This window comes from Nocardia sp. NPDC059228 (genome assembly GCF_042754245.1).
In the GTDB taxonomy this organism is placed as follows: Bacteria; Actinomycetota; Actinomycetes; order Mycobacteriales; family Mycobacteriaceae; genus Nocardia.
On the sequence record NZ_JBHZAL010000003.1, the window covers coordinates 72,581 to 95,311 of the forward strand.

14 protein-coding genes (1 of these 14 running past the window's edge) are annotated in these 22,731 nt (G+C 70.2%); 11 read left to right on the top strand and 3 right to left on the bottom strand.

The window, feature by feature from the left end:
* The 4 genes from ACFXKA_RS06600 to ACFXKA_RS06615 all read left to right on the top strand — a co-directional run.
* Positions 1-12,766 carry the 3' portion of a non-ribosomal peptide synthase/polyketide synthase gene (locus ACFXKA_RS06600; protein WP_379426395.1) on the top strand. The gene continues 6,269 nt to the left of window position 1, outside the view, so the window shows 12,766 of its 19,035 coding nt (coding positions 6,270-19,035); its start codon lies off the left edge, out of view; it ends in the stop codon at positions 12,764-12,766.
* A gap of 30 nt (positions 12,767-12,796) precedes the next feature.
* A complete protein-coding gene (locus ACFXKA_RS06605) occupies positions 12,797-13,015 on the top strand; it encodes an MbtH family protein (RefSeq protein WP_379426396.1) in 219 nt (72 codons plus the stop codon).
* A 120-nt stretch (positions 13,016-13,135) separates the two neighbouring features.
* Positions 13,136-13,282 (top strand): hypothetical protein, encoded by a 147-nt coding sequence (locus ACFXKA_RS06610; RefSeq protein ID WP_157184737.1) that lies wholly within the window; start codon positions 13,136-13,138, stop codon positions 13,280-13,282.
* A 63-nt stretch (positions 13,283-13,345) separates the two neighbouring features.
* On the top strand, positions 13,346-13,471 hold the full coding sequence (locus tag ACFXKA_RS06615) for a hypothetical protein (RefSeq protein ID WP_354836454.1): 126 nt from the start codon (positions 13,346-13,348) through the stop codon (positions 13,469-13,471).
* Positions 13,472-13,661: 190 nt separating this feature from the next.
* On the opposite strand, the gene ACFXKA_RS06620 is transcribed toward ACFXKA_RS06615, so the two are convergent.
* Complete coding sequence (locus ACFXKA_RS06620; RefSeq protein ID WP_379426397.1) at positions 13,662-14,120, bottom strand: ester cyclase; 459 nt, start codon at positions 14,118-14,120, stop codon at positions 13,662-13,664.
* Positions 14,121-14,222: 102 nt separating this feature from the next.
* Between ACFXKA_RS06620 and ACFXKA_RS06625 the strand changes: the two genes are divergently transcribed.
* Entirely contained in the window at positions 14,223-14,891 is a 669-nt protein-coding gene (locus tag ACFXKA_RS06625; RefSeq protein ID WP_354836450.1) for a TetR/AcrR family transcriptional regulator C-terminal domain-containing protein, read from the top strand.
* A gap of 25 nt (positions 14,892-14,916) precedes the next feature.
* Here ACFXKA_RS06625 and ACFXKA_RS06630 read toward each other — a convergent pair whose 3' ends face one another.
* Positions 14,917-15,249, bottom strand: a complete 333-nt coding sequence (locus tag ACFXKA_RS06630) for a hypothetical protein (RefSeq protein WP_379426398.1) — start codon at positions 15,247-15,249, stop codon at positions 14,917-14,919.
* A gap of 311 nt (positions 15,250-15,560) precedes the next feature.
* Here ACFXKA_RS06630 and ACFXKA_RS06635 point away from each other — a divergent pair, with 311 nt between their 5' ends.
* From ACFXKA_RS06635 to ACFXKA_RS06650, 4 genes are all read left to right on the top strand, one after another.
* Positions 15,561-16,814 (top strand): cytochrome P450, encoded by a 1,254-nt coding sequence (locus ACFXKA_RS06635; protein ID WP_379426399.1) that lies wholly within the window; start codon positions 15,561-15,563, stop codon positions 16,812-16,814.
* Between the two features lie 444 nt (positions 16,815-17,258).
* Entirely contained in the window at positions 17,259-19,028 is a 1,770-nt protein-coding gene (locus ACFXKA_RS06640) for an acyl-CoA dehydrogenase (RefSeq protein WP_379426400.1), read from the top strand.
* Positions 19,029-19,143: 115 nt separating this feature from the next.
* Positions 19,144-19,332: a hypothetical protein gene (locus tag ACFXKA_RS06645; RefSeq protein ID WP_379426401.1), complete on the top strand. Its 189-nt coding sequence runs from the start codon at positions 19,144-19,146 to the stop codon at positions 19,330-19,332.
* A gap of 524 nt (positions 19,333-19,856) precedes the next feature.
* Positions 19,857-20,060 carry a hypothetical protein gene (locus ACFXKA_RS06650; RefSeq protein ID WP_354836442.1) on the top strand — a complete coding sequence of 68 codons (204 nt, stop codon included), beginning with the start codon at positions 19,857-19,859 and terminating at the stop codon, positions 20,058-20,060.
* A 3-nt stretch (positions 20,061-20,063) separates the two neighbouring features.
* On the opposite strand, the gene ACFXKA_RS06655 is transcribed toward ACFXKA_RS06650, so the two are convergent.
* Positions 20,064-21,284: a TetR/AcrR family transcriptional regulator gene (locus ACFXKA_RS06655; protein ID WP_379426615.1), complete on the bottom strand. Its 1,221-nt coding sequence runs from the start codon at positions 21,282-21,284 to the stop codon at positions 20,064-20,066.
* Positions 21,285-21,379: 95 nt separating this feature from the next.
* Between ACFXKA_RS06655 and ACFXKA_RS06660 the strand changes: the two genes are divergently transcribed.
* Both ACFXKA_RS06660 and ACFXKA_RS06665 read left to right on the top strand, forming a co-directional pair.
* Complete coding sequence (locus ACFXKA_RS06660) at positions 21,380-21,823, top strand: SRPBCC family protein (protein ID WP_354836440.1); 444 nt, start codon at positions 21,380-21,382, stop codon at positions 21,821-21,823.
* 21 nt (positions 21,824-21,844) lie between these two features.
* Positions 21,845-22,609, top strand: coding sequence for an enoyl-CoA hydratase (locus ACFXKA_RS06665; protein WP_379426402.1), 765 nt, complete (start codon positions 21,845-21,847; stop codon positions 22,607-22,609).
* The last annotated feature ends 122 nt before the right edge of the window (positions 22,610-22,731 follow it).

Sequence of the window (22,731 nt, forward strand, 5' to 3'; positions counted from 1 at the left end):
CGAACTCGACGCCCTCATCGGCATGTTCGTCAACACCCTGGTGCTGCGCACCCAGGTCGAGCCCGACCTGTCCTTCACCGACCTGCTGGGCCGGGTGCGCACCGCCGACCTGGCCGCCTTCGCCCACGCCGAACTGCCCTTCGAGCGCATCGTCGACGCCCTGGCCGTGGACCGCACCACCGGGGCGCCGCCGCTGGCCCAGGTGATGCTGACCTTCACCGACGCGGCCCGCATGGACGGCGCGCAGGCCTTCGCCCTGCCCGGGCTGACCGTGGCCCCGGTCGAGATCGACGACCCGACCGTCAAATTCGACCTGCACCTGGTGGTCGGCGAGCTGGGCGACCAGGCCGGCCTGAGCGGCAATCTGCGCTACGCGACCGAGCTCTTCGACGCCGGCACCGCCGCCGCGCTCGCCGAGCGCCTGGGCCGGGTGCTGGCGGCCGTGGCCGCCGACGCGACCGTGCGGGTCGGGGACATCGACCTGCTCGACGCCGCCGAGCGAACCCGGATCCTGCACGAGTGGAACGACACCGCCGCCGCGCTCGACCTGCCCGCGGGCGACGCCGCGACGCTGGTGTCGCTGTTCGAGACCCAGGTGGCGCGGACTCCCGACGCGTCCGCTCTCACCTTCGAGGGGTTGAGCCTGACGTACAGCGAGTTCGCCGTGCGCGTACGGCAGCTGGCGCGCTGGCTGATCGGCGAGGGCGTCGGCCCGGATTCCTGCGTGGCGCTGGGCATGCGGCGCTCCCTCGACCTGCTGGTCGGCATGTACGCGGTGGCCGCCGCCGGCGCCGCGTATGTGCCGCTGGACCCGGACCACCCGGCCGAGCGCATCGAATACATCCTCGACACCGCCGATCCGGTCACCGTGCTGACCTCGGGCGAGGACCTGGCGATGGATGTCGCCCAGGTGCGGATCGACCTGCTGGACCTCACCGGGTTCTCCGACGAGCCGATCACCGACGCGGATCGCACTGCGCCGCTGCGGGCTTCGAACAATGCCTACGTCATCTTCACCTCCGGTTCGACCGGCCGCCCGAAGGGCGTGGCGGTGCCGCACTCGGCCATCGTCAACCGCCTGGTCTGGATGCAGGCCGAGTACGGCCTGACCGCCGACGACGTGGTGCTGCAGAAGACCCCGGCCACCTTCGACGTGTCGGTGTGGGAGTTCTTCTGGCCGTTGCTGATCGGCGCCACGCTGGTGGTGGCCCGGCCGGAGGCGCACCGTGACCCGGCCCAGCTCGCGGAACTCATTGCCCGCGAAGGCGTCACGGTCACCCACTTCGTGCCGTCCATGCTCGCGGTTTTCGTCGCGGAGGAGGCGGCCGCGCGCTGCACCGGCCTGCGCCAGGTGTTCGCGTCGGGCGAGGCTCTCCCGCCGAAGTCCGCACATCGACTACGTGAGCTGACCGGCGCCGAGCTGCACAATCTCTACGGTCCGACCGAGGCCGCCGTCGACGTCACCTATCACCAGGTCGTGGACGCGGACGTCGATACCGTGCCGATCGGCCGCCCGGTGTTCAACACCCAGGTGTACGTGCTGGATTCGCGACTGCGGCCGGTGCCGGCGGGTATCGCCGGTGAGCTCTACCTCGCGGGCGATCAGCTCGCCACCGGTTACGTGGCACGCCCGGACCTCACCTCGGATCGCTTCGTGGCCAACCCCTTCGGTGTCTCCGAGCGCATGTACCGCACCGGTGACCTGGTGAAGTGGCTCGGCAACGGCGAACTGGAATACCTGGGCCGTACCGACTTCCAGGTGAAGCTGCGCGGCCTGCGCATCGAACTCGGCGAGATCGAGTCCGCCCTGACCGAATCGGCGTCGATCGCCCAGGCAGCGGTCGTGGTGCGCGGTTCCGGCCGCGCCGGCGCGGAGCCGCAGCTGGTCGCCTACCTGGTGCCCGCCCCCGGCGCGGAGATCTCGCCCTTCGAGTTGAAATCAGCGCTCGCGCAGCGCCTTCCGTCCTACATGGTGCCCGCTGTCTTTGTGCCGCTGGACGCCCTCCCGCTCAATGCCTCCGGCAAGCTCGACCGCGCCGCCCTGCCCGTGCCGGCGGCCTCCGCCTCCGCCTCCGCCTTCCGCGCCCCCACCGGCCCCGAGGAGCGGATCGTCGCGGAAGTCTTCGCCGCCCTGCTCGGGGTCGAGCGGGCCGGCGCCGACGACGACTTCTTCGCCCTGGGCGGCAACTCGCTCATCGCCACCCAGCTGGTGGCGCGCCTGGGCAAGGCCGCGGGCGTGCGGATTCCGCTGCGCGCGGTCTTCGAGGACGCCACGGTCGCCGGGCTGGCGGCCCGGATCTCGGCGGCCGACGCCGAAACCGTGGCCGAGCTGCCGCCGGTCTCGGTGCAGCAGCGCGGCGAGCGCATCCCGCTGTCCATCGCACAGCAGCGCATGTGGTTCCTCAACCGCTTCGACATCCGCGACGGCTACACCATTCCGTTCGCGCTGCGGCTCACCGGCTCGCTGAACCTCGAGGCCCTGCAGGCCGCGGTGGCCGATGTGGTGGACCGGCACGAGACCCTGCGCACCATCTACCCCGAGCACGACGGCGAGGCCAGTCAGCTCGTCCTGCCCGCCGGCACCCGCCTGATCGATCTGATGCCCGAGCCGGTCTCGGCCGCCGAGCTGCCCGGGCTGGTGGAAGCGGTGGCGCGCACCGCCTTCGACGTGACCGCCGAGGTGCCCTTCCGCATCCGCCTGCTCGAACTCACCGACGAACCCGGCGCCTACCTGCTGGTCATGGTGGTACACCACATCGCCGCCGACGGCTGGTCCTTCGGCCCGCTCACCCGCGACATCGCCAGCGCCTACGTGGCCCGCTGTGCGGGGGAGACCCCCAATCTCGCCCCGCTGCCGGTGCAGTACGCCGATTTCGCGCTGTGGCAGCGCGCCGCCCTGGGCAGCCCCGACGACGCCGACTCGGTGCTGGCGCGCCAGCTGGCGCACTGGACCCGGCGCCTGCACGGCGTGCCCGATGTGCTGGCCCTGCCCACCGACCGCCCCCGCCCGGCGGTCGCCAGCGGCCGCGGCGCGGGCTTCGGCGGCCGCTTCGACGCCGAATTGCACAAGGCCGTCCTGGATTTCGCGGCCACCCGCCGGGTCACGCCGTTCATGGTGCTGCACACCGCGCTGGCGGTCACGCTGGCCCGGCTCTCCGGCACCGGGGACATCGTCATCGGCACCCCGGTGGCGGGACGCGGCGACGAGGCCCTCGACGACCTGGTCGGCATGTTCGTCAACACCCTGGTGCTGCGCACCGAGGTGCGCCCGGACGCGTCGCTGTCCGAGCTGCTCACCCAGGTCCGCGATACCGACCTGACCGCCTTCGAACACGCCGTGGTGCCCTTCGAAATGCTGGTCGACGCGGTGAATCCGGTGCGGTCCCAGGCACATTCGCCGCTGTGCCAGGTCACGCTGACCCTGCAGAACCACACCCGGCCCAGCATCCGGCTCAAATGCCTGGCCATCGAGGCGCTCACCGTCGACGCCACCGCCGCCCAGTTCGACCTGGACTGGACCATGGCCGAGACCACCGACGCCGAGGGCGCGCCCGCCGGCATCGAGGTCTACATCACCTACGCCACCGACCTGTTCGACGCGGCGACCATCGGCGCGTTCCAGGACACCTACGAGCGCGTGCTGCGCGCCCTGCTCGCCGACCCGCGCACCACCGCCGGGGACGTGGAGATCATGGCGCGCGCCGAGCGCGGGGTGCTGCTGGTGGATCGCAATGCCACCACCCGGGTGCTGCCCGCCGAGACCCTGGCCGAGCTGCTCGACGCCCGCGCCGCGCAGGACCCCGATGCGGACGCGCTCGTCTTCGAAGGCGAGCGGGTCGCCTACGCCGACCTGGCGCGGCGCGTGAATCGCCTGGGCCGCCTGCTGATCTCGGCGGGGGTCGGCCCGGACGCCATCGTCGGCGTCACCGCGCAGCGCTCGATCGACATGGTGGTGGCGCTGTACGCCGTCGTGGCCGCCGGCGCCGCCTACGTGCCGGTCGATCCGTCGCATCCGGCCGACCGCATCGCTCACGTCCTCGGCACCTCCGCCGCCACCCTGGTGCTCACCGTCGGCGGCGCGGAACTGCCCGCACTCGACGGCGTGCGCGTGCTCGACGTCGCCGCGCTGACGGAATCCGGTGCCCTGGACGGTCTTTCGGACCAGCCGATCACCGATGCCGACCGGCACCGCCCGCTGCGCCCGGACAACCTCGCCTACGTCCTCTACACCTCCGGCTCCACCGGCCTGCCCAAGGGCGTCGCGACCAGCCACCGCGCCATCATGAATCAGCTGCGCTGGCTCGAGGACCGCTACGGAGTCACCCGTGCCGACCGCATCATGCAGCGCGCCCCGCTGGCCTTCGACGTCTCGGTGTGGGAGTGCTTCCTGCCCGCGATGGTCGGTGCGCCCCTGGTGATTCCGCGTCCCGGCGGCCACCAGGACCTCGACTACCTGGCCGGGCTCATGCGCGAATTCGGCGTCACCATCGCCGAACACGTGCCGTCGGTGCTGGCGGCCCTGGTCGCCGAGGGCCACGGTGACGCGCTGCGCTCGTTCCGGCACCTGCACACCGGCGGCGAGGCGCTGCCCGTCGAACTGCTCGGCCGGCTGCGCGAGCTGGTGAGCGGCTCGGTGCACAATGCCTACGGCCCGACCGAAGCCGCGATCTCGACCATCTACCACGAATTCTCCGACGCCGACCCGGATTTCGAGGTCGCCATCGGCCGCCCGAACTGGAACACCCGCGCCTACGTACTCGACGCCCGGCTGCGCCCGGTGCCCACCGGCGTCATCGGTGAGCTCTACCTGGCCGGTGCCCAGCTGGCCCGCGGCTACCAGGGCCGGGGCGGGCTCACCGCCGACCGTTTCGTGGCCGACCCGTTCGGAGTGCCCGGCGCGCGCATGTACCGCACCGGCGATCTGGTGCGCTGGAACCGCACGGGCGACCTGGTGTACGTGGGCCGCAACGACTTCCAGGTGAAGCTGCGCGGCCAGCGCATCGAACTGGGCGAGATCGAGGCGGCCCTGCTGTCCGCGCCCGGCGTCGCGCACGCGGTGGTGCTGCTGGCCCGCGACACCGCCGGGACCGACTGCCTGGTCGGCTACGTCTCCGGCGCCGGGCTCGACGCCGAGACCGTGCTCGAGCACGCCCGCACCCAGCTGCCCGCCTACATGCTGCCCGCCCACCTGGCGGTGCTGGCGGAGATGCCGCTCACCAGCGTCGGCAAGCTGGACCGGAATGCCCTGCCCCCGGTCGAATTCACCGCCGCCACCGTCGCCTACCGCGCGCCCGCGCCGGGCACCGAGGCCACGCTGGCCGCCCTGATCGGGGACCTGCTCGGCGGCGTCACCATAGGCGCCGACGACGACTTCTTCGCGCGCGGCGGCAACTCCCTGCTGGCCATGCGCCTGGTGGCGCGCGCCAATGCCGCCCTGGGCGCGGAGCTGAGCGTGCGTCAGCTGTTCGAGGCGCCGACCGTCGCCGAGCTGGCGGCCCGTATTCGCGGCGGCGGGCAGCGCCTGCCGCTGCGCCGCATGCCGCGACCGGAGCGAATCCCGCTGTCGCTGGCCCAGACCCGGATGTGGCTGCTCAACCGCCTGGACCCGGAATCCGCGGCCTACAACGTGCCCGCGGCCGTCCGCGTCACCGGCGAGATCGACACCGGCGTGCTGAGCGCGGCCTTCGCCGATGTGATCGGCCGCCACGAGACGCTGCGCACCATCTACCCGGCCGACGCGGACGGGGTCGGCTACCAGCTGGTCCTGCCCGCCGACAGCGCGCTCCCGACCCTGGAGATGCGGACCGGCGCCGACGCGGCCGACCTCACCTGGATCGAGAGCTTCGTGGCGCGCGGCTTCGATGTCACCACCACGGTGCCGGTGCGCGCCGCGCTCATTCGCGAATCCGAGCACAGCCACGTGCTGGTGGTGGTACTGCACCACATCGCAGGCGACGGCCAGTCGGAGGATCCGCTGCTGCGCGACACCATCACCGCCTACCTGTCCCGCGCCGCGGGCCAGTCCCCGGTGTGGACGGAACTGCCGGTGCAGTACGCCGATTACGCGCTCTGGCAGCGGGCCGTCCTGGAACAGTCCGGCCCGCGCGAGCTGGCGTACTGGACGGAGGCGCTGGCCGATCTGCCCGAGGAGCTGCCGCTGCCGACCGACCGGCCCCGGCCGGCCGTGGCCTCCGGGCGCGGCGCCCGGGTGCAGGCGCGGCTGGACGGTGGTCTGGCCACCGCGATCAAGCGAATCGCGGAGGAGCACAACGTCACCCCGTTCATGGTGTGGCACGCCGCGCTCGCGGTACTGCTGTCCCGGATGTCGGGATCGGCCGACATCACCATCGGCACCCCGCTCGAGGGCCGCGGCAATGCCGCCCTCGACGACCTGGTCGGCATGTTCGTCAACACCCTGGCGCTGCGCACCCGCCCGGAACCGGGCCTGGGCTTCGACGCGCTGCTGGCGCAGACCCGCGAGGTCGATCTGGCCGCCTTCGACCACGCGACGGTGCCGTTCGACCAGGTGGTCGAGGCCCTCGGCGTGCCCCGCACGCAGGCCCGCAACCCGCTGTTCACCGTGGTCCTGAGCTACATGAACCTGGGCGCGCAGACCTACGCGGTGCCCGGCCTGGTGCTGGAGCCGGTCGACTTCGAACACCGGGTGGCCCGCTTCGATCTGCAGTTCACCGTCTCCGACGAACCCGATGTCGACGGCCACCTGGCCATCGAATTGAACTACGCCACCGACCTTTTCGACGAGGCCACCGCCGCCGGTCTGCTGCGCCGCCTGGGCCGCGTGCTCGGCGCGATCGCGGTCGACGCCACCGTCCCCATCGGCGAGATCGACCTGATGTCCCCGCCGGAACGCGCGGGACTGCTGGATCGCGGTGCGGTACTACCGGTTCCGCCGCGAACTCTCGGCTCCTACTTCGCCGAGGCCGCCGCGGCCCACCCGGACGATATCGCGCTGCGCTACCGGGACCGGGAGCTCACCTACCGCGAGCTCGATGCCGAATCCTCCCGGCTGGCCCGGGTGCTCATCGGCCGCGGCATCGGCGCGGAAGACTATGTCGCCCTGGCGGTTCCGCGCTCGGACCTGACCCTGCTGGCGGTGTGGGCCATCGCCAAGACGGGCGCGGCCTTCGTCCCGGTCGACCCGAACTACCCGGCCGACCGCATCGAGCACATGCTGACCGACTCCGGCGCCACCTTCGGCCTGACCGTCACCGGCAGCCGCGACCGGCTGCCCGGCGCGGCCACCTGGCTGGTGCTCGACGAGCCCGAATTCGTCGCGGCCACGGCCGGTCTCGACGCGCGGCCGATCACGGCGAGCGAGCTGCGCCGTCCGGTGCGGATCGCCAACCCGGCGTGGATGATCTACACCTCCGGCTCCACCGGCCTGCCCAAGGGCGTCGTCGTCTCGCACGGCGGCGTCGCGGGCATCGCGGTCACCCAGCGCGAGCGCTACCGCCTGGGCGCCGATGCCCGGGTGCTGCAGGTGTCCTCGCCGAGCTTCGACGCCTACCCGCTGGAGATCCTCATGGCCACGCCGGTCGGCGCGCGCCTGGTGATCGCACCGGCCGAGGTGTACGGCGGTGCGGAACTCACCGGCCTGATGGCCGCCGAGGGTGTCACCCACGCCTTCATCACGCCCTCGGTACTGCAGACCCTGGACCCGGAGCAGCTGCCGGAATTCCGTGAACTGTCCATCGGCGGTGAGGGTTTCGGCCCCGACACGGTGGCCCGCTGGACCACCGGACGGCGTGCCGTGCACAACGGCTACGGTCCGACCGAGACCACCATCACCTGCAACATCAGCGCGCCGCTGCTGCCCGGCGAGCCGGTCGAGCTGGGCGCCATGACCGCCGGCATGACCGCGGTCGTGCTCGACGCCCGGCTGCGGCCGGTGCCGGTCGGAGTCACCGGCGAGCTGTACGTGAACGGCCCGGGCGTGGCGCGCGGATACCATGCGCGGCCCGGACTCTCGGCCGAGCGCTTCGTGGCCGACCCGTACGGCGCGCCCGGCGAGCGGCTCTACCGCACCGGTGATCTGGTGCGCTGGACGGCACGACCGGACGGCCGCCGCGGGCTCGAATACGTCGGCCGCGCCGACCATCAGGTGAAGGTGCGCGGCCTGCGCATCGAGCTCGGCGAGATCGACGCGGCTCTGACCGCCCACGAGACGGTCGAATTCGCGGTCACCCTCGGCCACACCGACGCCGCCGGCACGGTCGCGCTGGTGTCCTACGTGGTAGCCGCGCCGGGGCGGTCCATCGATGTCGACGAGCTGGTGGCCCACGCGGGCCGCTCCCTGGCCGCGTATATGGTGCCCGCCGCGGTCATGGTGCTCGACCGCATCCCGCTCACGCCGGTCGGCAAGCTGGACCGGAACGCGCTGCCGGAGCCCGTCTTCCGCACCGCCGAGTTCCGGGCGCCGCGCACCGCGGCCGAGCGCACGGTCGCCGAGGTGGTGGCCGCCGTGCTGGGCACGGTGGCCGCGGACCGGATCGGTCTTGCCGACGACTTCTTCGGCCTCGGCGGAAACTCGCTCACCGCAACGCAATTGGCCACCCGGCTGAGCGTCGCGTTCGGCGTGCGGGTCCCGGTGCGCACGGTCTTCGAGCACACCAGTGTGGAGGCGCTGGCCGCCGCCGCGCTCGCGGCCGACCCGGCGGTCCCGGTCCGCCCGGCGCTGCTGCCCCGGACCGGGGACGGTCCGGTGCCGCTCTCGCCCGCGCAGCAGCGGATGTGGTTCCTGAACCGCCTGGATCCGGAGTCCACTGCCTACAACATTCCGCTCCCCATCCGCCTGACCGGGCCGCTGGACGTGGCGGCGCTGCAGGCCGCGATCGCCGACGTGGTGGTCCGGCACGAGGTGCTGCGCACCGTCTATCCGGAGACGGCCTCGGGGCCGGCTCAGGTGGTGCTGCCCGCCGCCACGGTCGCGGAACTGCCGGTGCTCAAGGCGATTCCGGTCGAGCAGGAGACGGTCGCCGCGGCGATCGCCGAGGTGATCGGCAAGGGCTTCGACGTCACCGCCGCGGTGCCACTGCGGGCCGCGTTGTTCGAGCTGGCTCCGCAGGACTACGTCTTCGTCGTGGTCATGCACCACATCGCCGGTGACGGCGCCTCGCTGGCCCCGCTGGCCCGCGACGTCATGACCGCCTACGCGGCGCGCACGGCCGGCGCGGCTCCGACGTGGACGCCGCTGCCGGTGCAGTACGCGGACTACGCGGTCTGGCAGCGCCAACTGCTGGGCGCGGAGGACGATTCCGCCTCGCTGGCCGCGCGCCAGCTGGGCTTCTGGACCGAGACACTGGCCGGACTGCCTCCGCTGCTGGCGCTGCCCGCCGACCGGCCGCGGCCGCTGGTGCTCAACGCCGACGGCCGGCGCGTCGACTTCACCGTCGACGCCGAAACCCATGCGGCCCTGGCCGAATTGGGCCGGGCCAACGGGGCCACCCTGTTCATGACGGTGCACGCGGCCTTCGCCGCCCTGCTGTCCCGGCTGACCGGCTCCGCCGACATCGCGGTGGGCACCCCGGTCGCGGGGCGGGACGACGCGGTGCTGGACGACCTGGTCGGCATGTTCGTCAACACGCTCGTCCTGCGCAGCGGCATCGACCCGGCCGAAGGCTTCACCGACCTGCTGCGGCGGGTCCGGACCGGCGACATCGCGGCCTTCGACAATGCCGACATGCCCTTCGAGCGTCTGGTCGAGGTGCTGAAGCCGGACCGCTCCACCGACCGCAACCCGCTGGTGCAGGTCGGCTTCTCGTTCAACAACCAGCAGCCGGCCGCCTTCGAACTGGACGGGCTGCGGGTCGAGGCCATCGAATTCGATACCGACGTCACGCAGTTCGACCTGCATCTGGTCGTCATGGACGCCTACGACGCCGACGGTGCGCCCGCCGGCCTGACCGCCACCATGACCTACGCCACAGCGCTGTTCGAAGCCGATACGGTGGCGGGCTTCGTCCGCCGCTTCCGGCGGGTGCTCGACGCGGTGGTGGCCGACGGCGCGGTGCGGATCGGTGAGATCGACATCCTCGACACCGGCGAGCGCACGCAGCTGCTCGAGGAGTGGAACGACACCGCCGCAGTCTTCGGCGCCGAGCCGCAGCCCACGCTGGTCTCGCTCTTCGAGGCCGCCGTCGCCGCCCATGCCGGGAGCACCGCGCTGGTGGTGGACGGCGAGCAGCGGCAGACGCTCACCTACGGCGAGCTGTCCGCGCGCGTGAACCGGCTGGCGCGCTGGCTGATCGCGCGCGGCGTCGGCGCGCGGGACACGGTGGCCCTGGCCCTGCCACGGTCCGCCGACCTGGTCGTGGCGATCTACGCCGTGCTCGAGACCGGTGCCGCCTACGTGCCGATCGATCCGGCCCAGCCGGGGGAGCGCATCGCCCACATCCTCGACACCGCGCGCCCGGCCCTCGTGCTGACCGCCGCGGAATTCGAAGCGGGCGACGGGATTCCGGTCGCCCGGATCGGCGACCTCGAGCTCGACGCCTATCCGGCGGAAACGATCACCGATCGGGAGCGCCGGGGCGGCCTGGCCGCGGGCAATACCGCGTACGTCATCTTCACCTCGGGTTCGACCGGCCGCCCCAAGGGCGTGGCGGTCTCGCACTCGGCCATCGTCAACCGCCTGGTGTGGATGCAGTCCGAGTACCAGCTCACCGCCGCGGACGCCGTGCTGCAGAAAACCCCGGCCACCTTCGATGTTTCGGTGTGGGAGTTCTTCTGGCCCTTGCACTCCGGCGCGCGCCTGGTGGTGGCGGCCCCCGAGGGACACCGGGACCCGGCCTACCTCGCGCGGCTCATTCGCGCCGAGGACGTGACCACCGTTCACTTCGTGCCCTCGATGCTCGCCGCTTTCGTCGCGGAGTTGGAGCGAACCGCCCGGCCGGCCACTTCGCCGGACGCAGGCGCGGGGGAGCGGAGCGCTCGTTCCGGACCACTGCGCCAGGTTTTCGCCTCGGGAGAGGCGCTGCCCGGCGGCGTGGCGCAGCAGCTGCGGGAGCTGACCGGGGCCCGGCTGCACAACCTGTACGGCCCGACCGAAGCCGCGGTGGACGTGACCTATCACGAGGTCACCGACGCCGACGTGGAGACCGTGCCGATCGGTCGCCCGGTGTTCAACACCCGGGTGTACGTGCTGGATTCGCGGCTGCGGCCGGTGCCGGCGGGCGTCGCGGGCGAGCTGTACCTGGCCGGTGACCAGCTGGCGCAGGGCTACGTGGCCCGCCCCGACCTGACCGCGGATCGCTTCGTGGCCAACCCGTTCGGGACAGCCGAGCGCATGTACCGCACCGGCGACCTGGTGCGGTGGAACCGCGACGGCGAGCTGGAGTACCTGGGCCGCACCGACTTCCAGGTGAAGCTGCGCGGCCAGCGCATCGAACTCGGCGAGATCGAGACGGCGCTGATCGCGCTGGACGGCATCGCCCAGGCCGCGGTGGTCGTGTGGCCGGGCCAGGACAGCGCGGGCGAACATCTGGTCGCCTACCTGGTACCCGCCGCCGAGTCCGGCGAGCCGGATGCCGACACGATTCGCCGCGCGCTGGCGCAGCGGCTCCCGTCGTACATGGTGCCGTCGGCCTTCGTTGTACTGGAAGCCCTGCCGCTCAACCCGTCCGGCAAGCTGGACCGGCGGGCACTGCCCGCGCCGACTTTCATGGCCCGCGAATTCCGGGCTCCCCGCACGGAGTTGGAGATCACGGTGTGCGCCGCGTACGCCGAGGTCCTCGGTGTCGAGCGGGTCGGCCTGGACGACAACTTCTTCGAGCTCGGCGGCACCTCGCTGCTGGCCACCCGCCTGGTGTCCCGCCTGGGTGCGGCACTGGGTGAACCGGTTCCGCTGCTGTGGCTGTTCACCGCGTTCACGCCCGCCGAGCTGGCGCGGGAACTACGCTCGGGCGCGTCGGACGGCACGGCTTTCGCCGGCGCGGACGCCGCCCTGGACGTGCTGCTGCCCCTGCGTCGCGAGGGCATCGCGGAACCGCTGTTCTGCATCCATCCGGTCGGCGGCATCTCGTGGTCGTTCGCGGGTCTGGGCGCGTACCTGGACCAGGATCGGCCGATCTACGGTCTGCAGTCACCGGCCCTGAAAACCGGTGGTGTGCTGCCGGATTCGATCGAGGACTGGGCCGCCGAGTACGTATCGGCGATCCGGTCGGTGCAGCCGTCCGGGCCGTACCACCTGCTCGGCTGGTCATTGGGTGGTGTGCTGGCCCACGCGGTCGCGGTACGACTGCAGCAGGAGGGCGAGCAGGTCGGCCTGCTGGCCATGCTGGACAGCCATCTGGCGCCGCGCGACGGCTGGCGTGCCGCGCCCGCCGACGAGTCGCGCGCCGAGGTGGCGGAACTGCTGGGAGGCCTGCTCGGCGACCGCGCCGCGAGCCTGGACCTCGGCACGGTCACCGATTCGTCCGAACTGGCGGCGCGGCTGGTCGCGCTGTCCGAGCCGGGCGCGGGCGGCTGGAGCCTCGCCTCCTTCGGCGTCGACTGGATTACGCGGGTGCTGGATTCGAGCACGCGCTCGATGGAACTGGCACAGGCCTACCGGCCGGCCGTATTCCACGGCGACGTCGTGTATTTCACCGCCGCCCTGGAGGAACGGCGCGCCACCGGCGCGGCCGGATGGTCCGACGCCGTCGACGGCACGGTGCGCGATCACGCGGTGGACGCCCTCCACTGGCACATGACCTCGCCTGAGGCGCTCGCGCATATCGCGCGAATTCTGAATGCGATGTGGCACTGAAAACCCCGGGTGAGAAAGGGTAAATCCACCATGAGCAATCCCTTCGATGACGAAAACGCGCAGTTCTACGTACTCGTCAGCGAGGAGGCCCAGCATTCGCTGTGGCCGGTGTTCGCCGCCGTCCCCGGTGGCTGGACCGTCGCGCACGGTCCCGCCCGCCGGCAGGCCTGCCTGGACTATGTCGAAGCGCACTGGACCGATATGCGGCCGGCGTCGCTGGTCCAGGCGATGGCGGCCGATCCCGAATAGCCCTGCGGCACACCAGTTCCGCAGCCAAGACCCGGGGTCACATCGGCCCCGTGCGGCGGTCCCGAGAAGAAACCACACATCGAGGGGGTCTGTCCGCGTCGTGAAAGAAAGGGAAACACCATGACCACCACTCCTCCCCCCACCGGTGGCGGAACCACCGTCGACATCGGCGCCCTGATGACCCAGGTGCTGCAGTTCCTCGGCGCTGGTTCCACCGCGAGCTACAACCCCAAGGGCCCGAAGGCCAAGCGCCGCAACGCGAAGTAGTTCGCACCGCCGCTACGCGAAGAGATTCGCACTGAAGAAAACAATCTCGAAAGGATTCACCCCATGCCTATCTACACGGGCAGTGGCTTCACCGACCTCCTGCTGGCCTTCGCTCACCTCGTGACTTCTGGATCGTCGACGTCGATCACCCAGCCGGGCGCGGGCACCACCACGCCGCCGGTCGTCTAGGAGGCGCGATGTTCAGCGGCAGTGCAATCAACGACCTCTTCGCGATGATGGCGAAGGCGTTGGGCACCGGCTCCTCGTACACCTTCCCGCCGCAGACCACGACTACGGCGTAGCGGTCGGCCAGGTGTGAAGGCCGCCAGGACATTCCGGTCCTGGCGGCCCCGGGCCCATGACTTCCGGCCGTCGGCGCTCAGTCGACGGCCGGCCAGTCCCAGCCCAGCTGAAGAAACATGCCCAGCCGGTCGCTGACCGCGCGGATCTCGCTGATGCGCGAGTCGGTCAGGGTGAAGATCCAGATCTGCTCGACGTCGCAGGCGCGTCCGGTCGGCTCCGGCATCCGGGCATGCGCGCCGGTGTGGCGGCCGATCACCCGCAGCCGCGCCACGATCCGATCGTCCTCACCGATCAACTCCTGCACCAGGATTCCGCTCTGTTGCTCGTCGATGGCACTGAAGGCCGCGAGCTGCTGACGGAAGCCCTCGATGGCGGCGCCCGGTGCGTCCTCCTCCCCGAAGATCACCTTGTTGTGGTCGATCACCTGCGGGGACAGGTAACGGACCCACTCGGACCCACCCTCGAGGCCGTGGTTGAGCGCGTCGATGAACGCGGTGATGACGGTCTTGTTGTCGGCGACGGTGGTGGTGGTCATGCGGTTTCTCCCTTTCCGATGACTCTTACGTCGTAAGAGATCGTTGCTGTGGACTATGATTCACTTACGACGTAAGAGTTGTCAACACCGGGAGGAAAACCGATGGCCGCCAAGCGCACCCGAGCCGAACGAGCAGGCATTTCCCGCGAGCAGGTGCTCGACGCGGCGCTCGCCTTCGCCGATCGGGACGGCCTGGCCGCGCTGTCCATGCGCAAGCTCGGCGCCGAACTCGGCGTGGAAGCCATGACCCTGTACCACTACGTCCCGAACAAGGACGCCCTGCTCGACGGCATGGTCGAGCGCGTCATGTCCGAGGCCGACGCCGGATTCACCGACGGCCCTTGGCAATCGGTCCTCGTCGACTACGCCCGCGCCCTGCGGACCGCGCTGCTCGCGCATCCCGGCGCGCTGCCGCTGGTCGCGACCCGGCCCGCGGTGACCCCGAAGACCCTGCACACCGCCGAACGCGGCCTGAAACTATTGGTGGAGGCGGGTTTCGACCTCGGCCCCGCCCTCGACGCCCTGAACGCGCTCACGCTGTTCGTGGTGGCCCACGCCAATTCCGAAGCCCGTACGGCCCCCGTCAACGAGGCGGGCGATCCCGGGTCGGTCGACTACCTGAAAACCCTCGAGCCCGAGGAATTCCCGCTGATCCTGCAGGCGGCACGCACCGGCGCGGGCACCGACGACCGCACCCGTTTCGAGTTCGCCGTAGCGGCCCTCGTCCACGGCTTCGCCGCCGCGGGACTACCGGCGAATCACCGGGTGTGAGAGCGATACCCGCAATCGCAGCCGGTCAGCGTCGCAGTTGCTGCAGGGCCCAGCCCGCGGTTTCGGTGCTGGACCGGATCAGCGAGTGATCCACCGGTTCCGCGCCCGGGAAGAGATCCTCGTACACCGCGTTCACCACACCCGGCTCGTCGAGGGTCGAGCAGGCGGGGGCGGGGGTGGCGAGCTGATCGTTGCGCGTCGCGATCACCGAGTAGGTGACGCCCGGCTGGGTGACCGCGGTGTCGAACAGCGCGCGGTACGTCGGTGAGTCCGGCATCATCTGGAGGGCGGTGGCCATATCCGGCGAACTCGCGGCCAGCAGCGACTGCAGCCACGACACCGAGGTCAGCAGCTGCACCGGGGTCCCGGATCCGGGTGCGCGGCCGTCGGCGCGCAATCGATGGCCGGCTCGATGGTGTCCCCGGCCGGGAGGGTCCGGCTTCCGGACCCGGTATCCGGCGCAGCCTGCGCCGTTCCCATCGACAGCACTGCCGCCCCCGCGACGACAGCGGCGATTTTTGCCATAATTCTCATGGACACAACGCCTTACGGCCCGATCCGTGTAACCCGCCCGAAACCTCGTTAACCGGCAGTTTCGGACCTGCGGGCCCTTGGGGGCCGACGCTGCCTTGGGTACTATTCTGCCGCAACCGATTCCAAGGAGACTACGTGTATCCGCAGCACGCGCAACAGGGTGCTACCGCCAGCTCGAAGTCGCCGGTCGAGGACATGGGTCCGCGAATCCCGATCTACAGCCAGGAATTCGCCGCCGATCCCCACGGGTACTACCGTCGGATGCGCAGCGAGTATGGCGCGCTGGTGCCGGTCGAGATCTGGCCGGGCATACCCGCGACCCTGGTCGTCAAATACGCGACCGCGGTGCGTATTCTCAACGACTCCACTCATTTTCCGGCCGATCCGAGTGCCTGGCAGCGGTCCGTGCCCGCCGATATCCCGATCATGCCGATGATCGAATACCGGCCCAACGCGATCCGCACCAGCGGCCCGGTGCACACGCGCTACCGCAAGGCGCTGAGCGACGCCCTGGCCGGGATCGACCTGAACTCGGTGCGATCCATGGTGGAGAGCACCGCGATCCCCGTGGTCAACACGTTCTGCGCGGACGGACGGGCCGACGTGCTGAGCCAGTACGCCCTCCCGCTGGTCTTCTCGGTCTTCTGTCAGTCACTCGGCTGTCCACCGGACATCGGTCAGCGCGTCGCGGCCGCCAGTGCCGCGATGTTCGACGGCGTGGATACGGAGACCGTGAACGCGAGCATGGGCGCGGCATTGCTCGACCTCACGGCGCTGAAGCGGGCTCAGCCCGGCGACGACGTCACCACCAGACTGGTCCAGCATCCCGCCGGGCTGTCCGACGAGGAGATGGTGCATCAGCTGGTCCTGCTGTTCGCGGCAGGTGTCGAACCGCCCCTGAATCTCATCGCCAACACCCTGCTGCTGATGATGACCGACAGTCGCTTCACCAGTGCCGTACAAGGGATTCCGCTGCCGACGAGCACCGCGATCGGCGAGCGGCTCGCCACGGACCCGCCGATGGCGAACTACTGCATCACCTACCCGCGGCAGCCCACCCTGATCGAGAACGTGTGGCTGCCGGCCGATCAGCCGGTCATCATCAGCATGGCCGCCTGCAACACCGATCCGGAGTTGAACCCGGGCGAATCCCTCGGCAACGCATGGAACCTGGCGTTCAGCTCCGGCGATCACGCCTGTCCTGTGCACGCCCAGTCGTACGGGCGTCTGCTCGCGCAGGAGGTCATCGATCAGCTCCTGGACTTCCTCCCGGAAATCCGTTTGGCGGTCGCCGCAGACGATCTGGTGTGGCGGCCCGGTCCGTTCCACCGGGCGCTGACCGAGCTGCCCGTGGTGTTCCCGCCTACTAGGCCGTTTCCCGCTGTGTAGGTGTAGTTTCCGGCCCGTCGGACCCATCGTGGCCTCGCGCTGTGATTGTTCACCGTGAGCCGCGACACGATTTGTGTAACAATACAATCCATGACACGGTCGGTCGAAGGTAGTTCTGCGGCAACGGTGTTGCCGCAGTTCGACGCGGCCGCGATGTCGGCTCATCAGCGGGTATGCACCGCTGCCCAACCGGTACGAACACACCTACCACCCCGGCGACAGGACCAGATCGGGCTACCGTCGCCGCGGGGACTTCACGTGAAGGTGTGTGGTGCGTCGAGCTTTTGACAGGTGATCGCCCGGCTCCCTTTTCCGGTCCCCGCGGTGTCCGTGTGAGCGTGCGCCAACGGTGGCCCCCGGTGCATCGAAGTTCGGCAGCGATCGCCTCGCATGCCCAGTGGTGGACGAATCGCCGCTGGGATCGTGAATGAGTAGGAGGCGGTTATGGATACGCACGGGCGCAAGGAAGGGAAATCGCTGGCCGAGCTGCTTCGGCACGGTGACCTGGCATTCGACCAGCAGCTGCAGAAGGTGCTCAGCAACCCGGACTACTTCGTCACGGAGCAGCAGAGCCAGGCGGAGCGCCGGCAGAACGCCTACGACCAGCTGCGATATCTGGTCCAGGAGATCGGTAGCACCAGCGATGTCGCTACCCGCCTCCCGCAGCTGTTCGCGGTGTTCGATTGGGCGGCAGTGCTGGCGACGGACCTGATTCCGCTGATCTCGGGCCACTACAATCTGGCCTCGGGCAGCCTCGCCACCCTGACCGATTCCGATTCGGCCGCACCGTATCTGGAGGATCTGGACGACGCCTCGGCCATCGGCGTCATGCTGCTGACCGAGTACGGGTGCGGCTCCAACATCCAGTTCATGCAGACCCGCGCGACCTGGGACGGCGACGGGTTCGTGATCAACACCCCGAACCCGCGGGCGCGCAAATTCATGCCGAGCGTCGGTATCCCGGTGTCCCGGGTCTGCGTCGTCGGCGCCCGCTACATCGACGCGGCGGGCGTCGATCAGGGCGTGCATCTGTTCACGGCGCGCCTGCGCGGCGCCGACGGCGAACCGGCGCCCGGCGTGACGATCACCCAGCTCGACCACCAGCCGCTGGTCATCATGGACAACTCGGTGATCAGCTTCGACAACCTCCGGGTCGAGCGCAGTGCCTGGCTGAGCAACGACCTGGCCACCATCGACGACGACGGCGTGCTGACCTGGCGCGACGAGACCAGCCAGAAGCGGGCATTCGCCTCGGCGATCAGTCAGCTCACCGTGGGACGCTTGGCGCTCTCGTCCTGCCTGAACGCCTCCGCCCGCGCCGCGCTCTACATCGCGCTGCGCTACGCCTCCAAGCGGGTGGTGCCGCTGACACCGTTCGACAGTCCGCTCATGGCCGATATCCCGCACGTGCGCGACACCCTACTCACCGATCTGGCCGGCACCGTCGCCCGCACGATCTACGGGAACGCGATCAAGACATCGCTCGCGGGCAGCGATCTCACCAGTCGCGACACCGTCGTCTCGGTGATGCTGGCCAAGCACTACATCCAGCCGCACGCCTTGCAGTCCGTGACCAACAGCCGCCTCAAGATGGCCGCCCAGGGCATGTTCAGCGCCAACCGGGTCGCCGACTATCTCGGTGTCTGCCACGCGGCCATCACCGGCGAGGGCGACTGCCACGTGCTCGGCTCCGTGGCCGGCCGCGTCCTCGCCAAGCACCTGGCCGGGAAGCCGGTCCCCGAAGTCCGCGTGCACGATGGCGCGGATCCCGGCGACCGCATGAGCCTGTTCAGCGCACGCACTCTGACGATCGTGGAGGAGGCGCAGCACTACCTGACGACGCCGGGGCTCGACGCCCGGCTGGCGATCATTCCGGAGGCGCTGGAGCTGGCCGAGGCGTACAGCGCCGAAGAGGCGCTGCAGCTGCTCCACCAGTATTCCGATCATCCCGAGATCATCGCCGTGCGTGACGTTTTCGCACTCAGCTACCTGGATCAGCACGCCACCTGGTACCTCACTCGCGGCCTGCTCGACATCGACGCTGTGAAGACGATCAAGCAGCAGCTCCGCCTGGCCCTCGACAACCTCGCCGACAACCTACCGACGCTGCTGGACGCGTTCGGTCTCGACGATGAAATTCTCGGCGCGCCGGTCCTTTCCGACGATCTACCGGCCGCGTGGGTATCCCGCATCAACGATCGGCGACGTCCCTGATCCTGCCCAGGCAGGTCCGGATAGGGCGCCCGTCGAGGTGTCCTGTCCGGTAGGACCCGTCGGCCTGGTGGGCCGCGGCCCGCGAGGTCTCGCCCACCGCGCCGGACTGGGGTCGATGCTGTATTCGGCGCCCGGATACTCGCGCGGTAGTGCGCAGCCGGGCGATTTTCTCGCGTTCGGGATGCGCACCGAAGCGGGTGCGCAGTTCGATGGCTATCTCGGTGAGCCGATTGCGTTCCAGTTCCACCGCCGCGTGCATTTCCGCGGCGGTGAGCCGGAGATCTGTGAGCCCCTCGTATTGTGAATGTGCATCCGCGGCATCAGCAGGGTGGTCGGCGGCGGATTGCCTTCCCGCAGATCGTCGATGAGCCGATCGGCGCTGGTGGCACGGCCGCTCGCAGCGGCGAGGCGGGCCGGCGCAGTCCGTAACATGATGGCCCCCAAACCAACCGACTGGTCTTCTATGCTGAGTTGGATCGGGCCGAGTACGTGAATCGGTTCGACCATAGGACAGCAATTATTCCGCCGCGACGCGGCCGCAAACGGCGGAAACCGGTGAGTGAATTCGACTCGCGCGTGCAGCTTCAACCATCGGCGAATGTTTGGCAAATATATTTGCTCAGAAGAGAAGCCCTAATCACCACGAAAGAGTCTCGGAAGCGTGGCGGCGAATACTTTTCGGCATGACCGCTACACCGGGATTGCCAATGGTGACCGCAATAAGCAGGAGCGAGGACTACGAGGCCGTGCCTGGCGGCGATCATGCGCGCCGCAGCCCGGCCGCCCGAAGTCACGCAATCGCTGACGGGTAGCTATGAGAGGAAGACCATGAGTCGGAGTGACACGGTCGAACCGAACACCATCGGCCTCTACTGGGACCGCGACGGCGACATCTGGCAGCGGGAGGACGCCGGCTGGCGGCTCATCCTGCAGAGCGGCGTCGCCGTCGATCCGATCTCGCTGTGGGACTGGGACAACGGGCACGTGTGCGACTACGCGCCGTTCACCCCGCTGAAAACCCTGACCGGTTAGCCCTCAGGACTCCGGCGTCCCGGCTCCGAAGAGGGTGACCTCCATGAGCCGGATCACCCTGGGCTGCGGGCAGATCGCCGGATACCCGCCGAACTCCCGGCCCAGGTCCACCACCAGACCGAAGGCGGCCTGCACCAGGATGCGCGCCTCGCCCTCGGACAGTTCCGGGCGCACCGCCACCAGCAGCCGCACCCACTCGGTCACGATGAGCCGCTGCACATTGCGCAGCATGGTGCGCTCCTCGGCGGCGACGTGCCCGAACTCGGCGTAGTACACGAAGGTCAGCTCGCGCTCGGCGAACGACCCCGCGACATACAGCTCCACCAGCTTGCTCATCGCCTCGGCCGGACTCGACGAGGACGCCACCGCCGGCCCGATCGCCCCCGACACCCGATCCGCCGCCCGGCGGAACGCGGCGGCCAGCAGATCGCCCTTGCTGCGGTAGTAGCGGTACACCGCCGAGGCCGCCGACAGATCCGCCGCCGCCGCGATGTCCTCCACGCTCACGTTCGGATAGCCGCGCGCGTGGAACAGCTCGACGGCCTTCTTGAGCAGCAGTTCGTGCTTGAAGCTCTGCGGAATCTCCACCGCCCGCGGCGGCTCGGCGACGGTGCCCTCGGGCGGCAGCTCGGTCGCGATGATGGCGTCGCAGGCCGAATGTAGCAGGGCCGTCAGCGATTTCACGGGCAGCGTGGCGTGATGGTCGCCGATGCTGGAGATGACGCTGAGTATCGATACCGCCCGCACCGCGCGACTGTGCCCGTCCAGTTCGGGCCGCACATCCGCGATGAGCCCGCGCAGGGTGGTCAGCGCCGCGGTGAACTGCTCCTCGAGGGTCTGCCGGTCGGTGTCGTCGAGGTAGCGGCGCTCCCAGCGCACCAGGGTGACCGTGGCGCGATTGGCGATGGTCTCGGCGATCAACCGATCCAGTACGCGGTCCAGCCGTTCGCGCGGGGACAGGCCCTCGGACTCGTCGGGCGGCGTGGCGGCCTCCGCGGTCAGTCGCGCCAGCCGCAGCAACTCCTCGCGGAAGAGCGCGTATTTGCTCGGATAGTGGCGATACAGTGCGGCCGAGGAAATGCCGAGCCGCGCGGCGATGTCCTCCATGCTGACGCCGTGATAGCCCAGCGAACCGAAGGCGGCGGCCGAGGTGGCGGCGATCTGGGCGCGCCGGTTCTTCGGGCGGCGGCGGATCACGCGCTGCGGCTGCTCCTCGACGGTCATATTCGCAATGGTAGCCACCAGGCATTTCCGTCGACGCCGCGCCGCCGATCTCGTAGGCTGCCCACAGGATCCGCGTCCATCAGAACGGAGCCGGCATGCGCACGGTCGATGTCGAACGCACCATCGCGGCAGCACCGCCCGACGTCTTCGACTGGCTCACCGATGTCGCCAATTACCAACGGGTTCCGATGGTTCGCCGCGTCACCCTGGTGCGTCCCGGCGATACCGCGGGCAACGGTGCGGGCGCGGTGCGCCTGGTGGTGACCCCGCTGCTGCGCCTCACCGAGGAGATCGTGGAATACGATCCGCCCCGCCTCATGCGCTACCGATTGCTGAATTCCGTTCCGCCGCTACGGCATCAGGAGGGTTCCATCACCTGCGCGCCGGTCGCGTCCGGCACCCGGGTGCGCTGGTCGTCCACCTTCGAGATCGCCGCGCCCGTGCTCGCGCCGCTGTGGACGCGGATCTTCCTGCCGGTGGTGCGCGGCGGCTTCGTCATGGTGCTGCGAACCGCGGAGCGCGAGTTGGGCGGGCGGTGACGCGGGTTACCATCTGGGGCCATGGCGGAGATCAAGGTGGAGCGCCTGAACTCAGTGGCGCTCGTAACGGTGCACGACCCCGACAAGCGGAATGCGTTGACGCTGGACCTGTCCGCCGATCTCGCGGACGCGGTGGCGGACGCGGAGGCCGACGACTCGGTACACGCGCTGGTGGTGACCGGCACGCCCCCGGCCTTCTGCGCCGGCGCGAATCTGACCGCCCTGGGTGAGGCGAAAGAGGAGGGCCTGCGGGCCATCTACGAGGGCTTCCTGGCGGTGGCGCGCTGCAAGCTGCCCACCGTCGCGGCGGTCGGCGGCGCGGCGGTCGGCGCGGGCCTGAACCTCGCCCTGGCCGCGGACGTGCGATTCGCGAATCCCAAGGCGCGCTTCGACGCTCGCTTCCTGCGCCTGGGCATCCACCCGGGCGGCGGCATGACCTGGATGCTGCAGCGCGCGGTCGGTCCGCAGCAGGCCACGGCCATGACGCTGTTCGGTGAGGTGCTCGACGCGCAGGCCGCCGCGCAGGCCGGTCTGGTGCACCGCGTCGTCGACGGCGATCATGCCGCCCTGGTGGCCGCCACCGTCGAATTCGCCTCCGCCACCGCGGAAGTCCCGCGCGAGCTGCTCATCACCACCAAGCGCACCATGCGCGCCACCCGCGCCCTGGCCGCCCACGCCGAGGCGGTGAACACCGAGGTGGTGCCGCAGCTGGCCTCCCTCGAATCCCCGGAATTCGCCGCCCGCCTGGCCGCGGCCCAGACCCGGATCACGGGTTCGAAGAACTGAGAAACACAGTGGCGGGGGGGGGGGGGGGGCGGCCACCGCGCCCCCCGCCACCCCCCCCCCCCCGCCGAGCCGACGACGAGCCAGCCGCCCGGCGCGCGCAGGGGCGGCGTCGAACAAAAATA

What these genes read in the sequence shown, in the direction of transcription:
- ACFXKA_RS06605 (WP_379426396.1), top strand. Translation starts at nt 12,797, where the DNA reads ATGAGCAATCCCTTCGATGACGAAAACGCGCAGTTCTACGTACTCGTC.
- ACFXKA_RS06610 (WP_157184737.1), top strand. Translation starts at nt 13,136, where the DNA reads ATGACCACCACTCCTCCCCCCACCGGTGGCGGAACCACCGTCGACATC.
- ACFXKA_RS06615 (WP_354836454.1), top strand. Translation starts at nt 13,346, where the DNA reads ATGCCTATCTACACGGGCAGTGGCTTCACCGACCTCCTGCTGGCCTTC.
- ACFXKA_RS06620 (WP_379426397.1), bottom strand. Translation starts at nt 14,120, where the DNA reads ATGACCACCACCACCGTCGCCGACAACAAGACCGTCATCACCGCGTTC.
- ACFXKA_RS06625 (WP_354836450.1), top strand. Translation starts at nt 14,223, where the DNA reads ATGGCCGCCAAGCGCACCCGAGCCGAACGAGCAGGCATTTCCCGCGAG.
- ACFXKA_RS06640 (WP_379426400.1), top strand. Translation starts at nt 17,259, where the DNA reads ATGGATACGCACGGGCGCAAGGAAGGGAAATCGCTGGCCGAGCTGCTT.
- ACFXKA_RS06645 (WP_379426401.1), top strand. Translation starts at nt 19,144, where the DNA reads ATGCTGTATTCGGCGCCCGGATACTCGCGCGGTAGTGCGCAGCCGGGC.
- ACFXKA_RS06650 (WP_354836442.1), top strand. Translation starts at nt 19,857, where the DNA reads ATGAGTCGGAGTGACACGGTCGAACCGAACACCATCGGCCTCTACTGG.
- ACFXKA_RS06655 (WP_379426615.1), bottom strand. Translation starts at nt 21,284, where the DNA reads ATGACCGTCGAGGAGCAGCCGCAGCGCGTGATCCGCCGCCGCCCGAAG.
- ACFXKA_RS06660 (WP_354836440.1), top strand. Translation starts at nt 21,380, where the DNA reads ATGCGCACGGTCGATGTCGAACGCACCATCGCGGCAGCACCGCCCGAC.
- ACFXKA_RS06665 (WP_379426402.1), top strand. Translation starts at nt 21,845, where the DNA reads ATGGCGGAGATCAAGGTGGAGCGCCTGAACTCAGTGGCGCTCGTAACG.